The 3666-nt window shown below is 64.6% G+C and carries 3 protein-coding genes; all 3 read right to left on the minus strand.

The genetic code is table 11. The annotated features are described in order from the left end of the window. Positions 1–216: 216 nt before the first annotated feature. Positions 217–1911, minus strand: coding sequence for a methyl-accepting chemotaxis protein (locus JHD07_RS29025; RefSeq protein WP_291628399.1), 1695 nt, complete (start codon positions 1909–1911; stop codon positions 217–219). Between the two features lie 387 nt (positions 1912–2298). After that, on the minus strand, positions 2299–2709 hold the full coding sequence (locus JHD07_RS29030) for a DoxX family protein (RefSeq protein WP_291628401.1): 411 nt from the start codon (positions 2707–2709) through the stop codon (positions 2299–2301). 230 nt (positions 2710–2939) lie between these two features. Next, the coding region (locus JHD07_RS29035; protein WP_366865396.1) for an MFS transporter at positions 2940–3666 on the minus strand (727 nt) is incomplete at its 5' end.

Below are 3666 nucleotides of genomic sequence, written 5' to 3' on the forward strand. Positions count from 1 at the left end.
ATGCTGCTTAGCCTCACCCTGAGGGACCGCGAAGCGGTCGTCTCGAAGGGCGAGGTGCGTGCTCAGGTCTTTCGAAAAACCATATGCGATTGCCCTGCGCTTGCGGGAGAGGGTAGGGGACAGTTGTCTTCGCACCGGGGCTGTCCCCAAGAGGAGAGAGCCCTCGCCCGCGCCTACGGCGCGACCTCTCCCGCAAGCGGGAGAGGTTAAACTCTCCTACGCCGCGCGCACGCCCTTCAGGAACGTTCCGACTTCACCCGAAAGCTGCTCGGCCTGCTTGGAGAGGTTTGAGGCTGCCGCGAGAACCATGCCGGCGGCGTTGCCGGTTTCGTTGGCAGCCGTGGAGACGCCGCCGATATTGGTGGTGACCTCCTTGGTCGCCTCCGCGGTCTGAGAGACGCTGCGGGCGATCTCGGCGGTGGCGGCGCCTTGCTCCTCGATGGCGGCGCCGATCGAGGTGGCGATGCGGCTGACCTCCTCGATGGTGGCGGTGATGCCGCCGATGGCGTCCACCGCCTCCTTGGTCGCGCCCTGGATCTGGGCGATCTTGTCGCCGATCTCGCGGGTGGCTTCCGCAGTCTGGCTCGCCAGCGACTTCACCTCGGAGGCGACGACGGCAAAGCCGCGGCCGGCTTCGCCGGCACGCGCCGCCTCGATGGTGGCGTTGAGCGCGAGCAGGTTGGTTTGCGCGGCGATGCTGGAGATCAGTTCGGCAACGTGCTCGATCTGCTGGGCACCGTCGGACAATGCGCGCACGATGGTGTCGGTACGCCGGGCGCTGTCGACCGCGCGTCCGGTAACTTCGGCGGATTGCGCGACCTGACGGCTGATCTCGGTGATGGAGGAGGAGAGCTCCTCGGCGGCAGCGGCGACGGTCTGGACCCGCTGGCTGGCTTCGGTGGCGGCCGAGCCGACCAGTGCGGCGCGGCGGTTGGTGCCTTCGGCGGTCGAGGACATCGACTTGGCGGTATGCTCCAGCTCTCCGGAGCCGGAGGCCATCAGGCCGACGAGCTGGCCGACGGAGGCATCGAAGCGGTCAGCAAGCGCGATCAGTGCCTCGCGCTTCTCCTGTTCGGTGCGCGTCTTGGCGGCGGCCTGCTCGGCCTCGAGCGTGCGAGCCGTCAGCGCCGTTTGGCGAAGGACTTCGAGGGTCTCGGCCATGCGGCCGATCTCGTCGCCGCGGTCGGTCTCCTCGACCGGCTTGTCGATGTCGCCTTCGGAAATCGCCTGCATGCGGGCCTTCTGGCGGTCGAGCGCGCCGAGGACGTCGCGGGCGATCAGCCAGGACACCGCCGCCATCAGCAGCATCAGGCCGACGCCGATCGCGCCGAGCTCCAGCGTCAAAGCGCGGACATCGGCGTCGATGTCATCGACATACAGGCCGTAGCTCATGGTCACGTTCCAGGGCGCGAATTTTCGCGCGAACACGGTCTTGCGGACAGGTTCGGTCTGGCCGGGGCGGGGATAGAGGTAGGAGGTCACGCCGCCCTGCGCGGTCTCGCTGCCGGCCTTGATGATAGCGTCGGCGATCAACACGCCGTTGGAATCCTTGGCGCCGGTGATCTTGCCTTCGAGCTGCTGATTGGCGCCGTTCACGACCAGGGAGGAGTCCTGATTGTAAACCACCGGGTAACCCTGGTTGCCGTTGAAGTTCATGCGGCGGCCACGCTGGTGGAACAGGGTCTTGGCCTCGGCTTGCGTGAGCTTGCCTGCGGTGACTTCGTCCTGGAGCGCTTGGGCGTAGTTGTAGAGGAGCTCGACCGCGGTCCGCATTTGCTGCACGCGGTCCTCCATCATGCGGCTCTTGCTGAGCAGGGCCGATACGCCGATGATCGCCGTGACCGTGAGCGCCGCAAGGCAGACCATGCTGGCAAGCTTGGTGCGGATCTTCAGGTGACTCAGCAACTTCATCACAGCCCCTACGGAATGGTTGTTATTGCTCGCACGGGTAGCATGAAGTTCTTACCAATCATGAACGGTGCGCGCAGGGCCTGCTCCGGGAGAGCTGGCGCAGGCGGGTGCGCAAACGTGCAGGCAAGACCGCTTGCCGGGCTCGCTCCAGCCGGTTTGGGACGAGAATCGATGCTGGAATTCGGTAGCTAACGAGCCTGGCTGGAGCCGCAATGAATCGATTCGTTCATCGCATCATCATGTCTCTGCTGCTCGTCGCGGCCCTCGTTCTGATCTGGAACGTGCTGGGGGCGCGCTGAGACGGCACCGGCGAATCTGCCGGGGCCGTCGCGCTTGTGACTTGTGAATGGGTGACGGCGCGGCGCGCGTCCGCCGCTGGCCCAGCGGCTATTTCTTGCCCATGGCGCTGTCCACGCTGATCGGACCGCCGCCGGCCGCCGAGAGATACAGGCAGGTGAAGCAGAACAGGATCGCGAGGGTACCGTTGTTGAGCAATGGCAGGAACACCGGCGTTTCGCCCCTGAACATGTGCCCCATGAAATAGGCGAAGGCCATTTCACCGGCCAGGATGAAGGCCGACAGTCGCGAGAACAGGCCGATCATCAGCAGCCCGCCCAGCACCAGTTCGAGCGCGCCAGCCGCGCCGTAGAGCGACATCAGTTCGACTTTCGCGAACATTGGAACGGCGGGAAACTTGAACAGCTTGGCGACGCCGTACTGGAACAGCAACAGGCCGGTGATGAAGCGAAACAGGCTCAGGAGAACCGGTTGAAAGCGAGTGAGATAAGGAAAGTCCATTGGTTTTGCCCTCCATCCAATGCTGGACCCAATGCTGCGACTTGGACCGCATTCGCTTCCGCCTCGCAAGCCACCCAGGGTGAATTCAGCCTGACATTTTCGTCATGTCGGACAAAACACCGATAAGCGTCGCGATCATCCGCACGCGGCCCCGTTTTTTCGTACGTTCGTCTCGCGCTCGTCCGTAGGATTCCGGTGAAGCCGGGGTGTGCAGGTTACGTCGGGGAGACCTATTCCCGCAAAGCAGGGACGATCAGGAATGGAATCATTCCGAGGATCACGCTCGCAAGCGCGAAGAGGAGCAGCAGATCGTAGCCGCCGGTCGCGTCGTGAATCAGGCCGCCGCTCCAGGAGCCGAACGCCGAGCCGAGGCCGCTGCCGATCGAGATCGTGCCAAAGATCGTGCCGACGCGTTGCCCTCGGAAAATCCTCATCGCGGTGGCGCTGATCAATGGCCCGCGGGAGCCCATCATGCTGCCGAAGCAGACGATGAAGCCGGTGAGCAGGATGACGTGCGGATAGAACTGTAGCAGCCAGAGCAGGACGATGCCGAGGATCGAGATCGCGTAACTGAACAGCACCGACGGCCGGCGTCCGATCAGGCCGTCGAGCGCGGAGACGCCGAGCATGCCGAATACCAGCACGATGCCGGAGAAGCCCCAGGCGGTCGCAGCCTGGAGCGGCGGAAAACCGGCGTCGATCAGATAGGCCACGATCTGCGCCGCGATGGCATACATGCCGACCGCGGTGAAGAAGAAGGTCGAGAACAGCGCCCAGAAGGCGTGGTGCCGCATCGCGCTCACGAGCGTCCAGCCGTTGTCGACGAAATCCGGATCGCTCTTCCTGGCGACATGCGGCGAGCCGGCTGCGAACATGCGCCAGGGCAGCAGCAGCAGCGGCACTAGCAGACCGAGCGCGGCAAAGCCGAACAGCTGATAGGTCTCGCGCCAGCCGAGG

The sequence above is a fragment of the Bradyrhizobium sp. genome (genome assembly GCF_016462955.1).
Lineage (GTDB): Bacteria > Pseudomonadota > Alphaproteobacteria > Rhizobiales > Xanthobacteraceae > Bradyrhizobium.

Coding starts and splice junctions, on each gene's coding strand:
- JHD07_RS29025 (WP_291628399.1), bottom strand. CDS start 1,911: ATGAAGTTGCTGAGTCACCTGAAGATCCGCACCAAGCTTGCCAGCATG.
- JHD07_RS29030 (WP_291628401.1), bottom strand. CDS start 2,709: ATGGACTTTCCTTATCTCACTCGCTTTCAACCGGTTCTCCTGAGCCTG.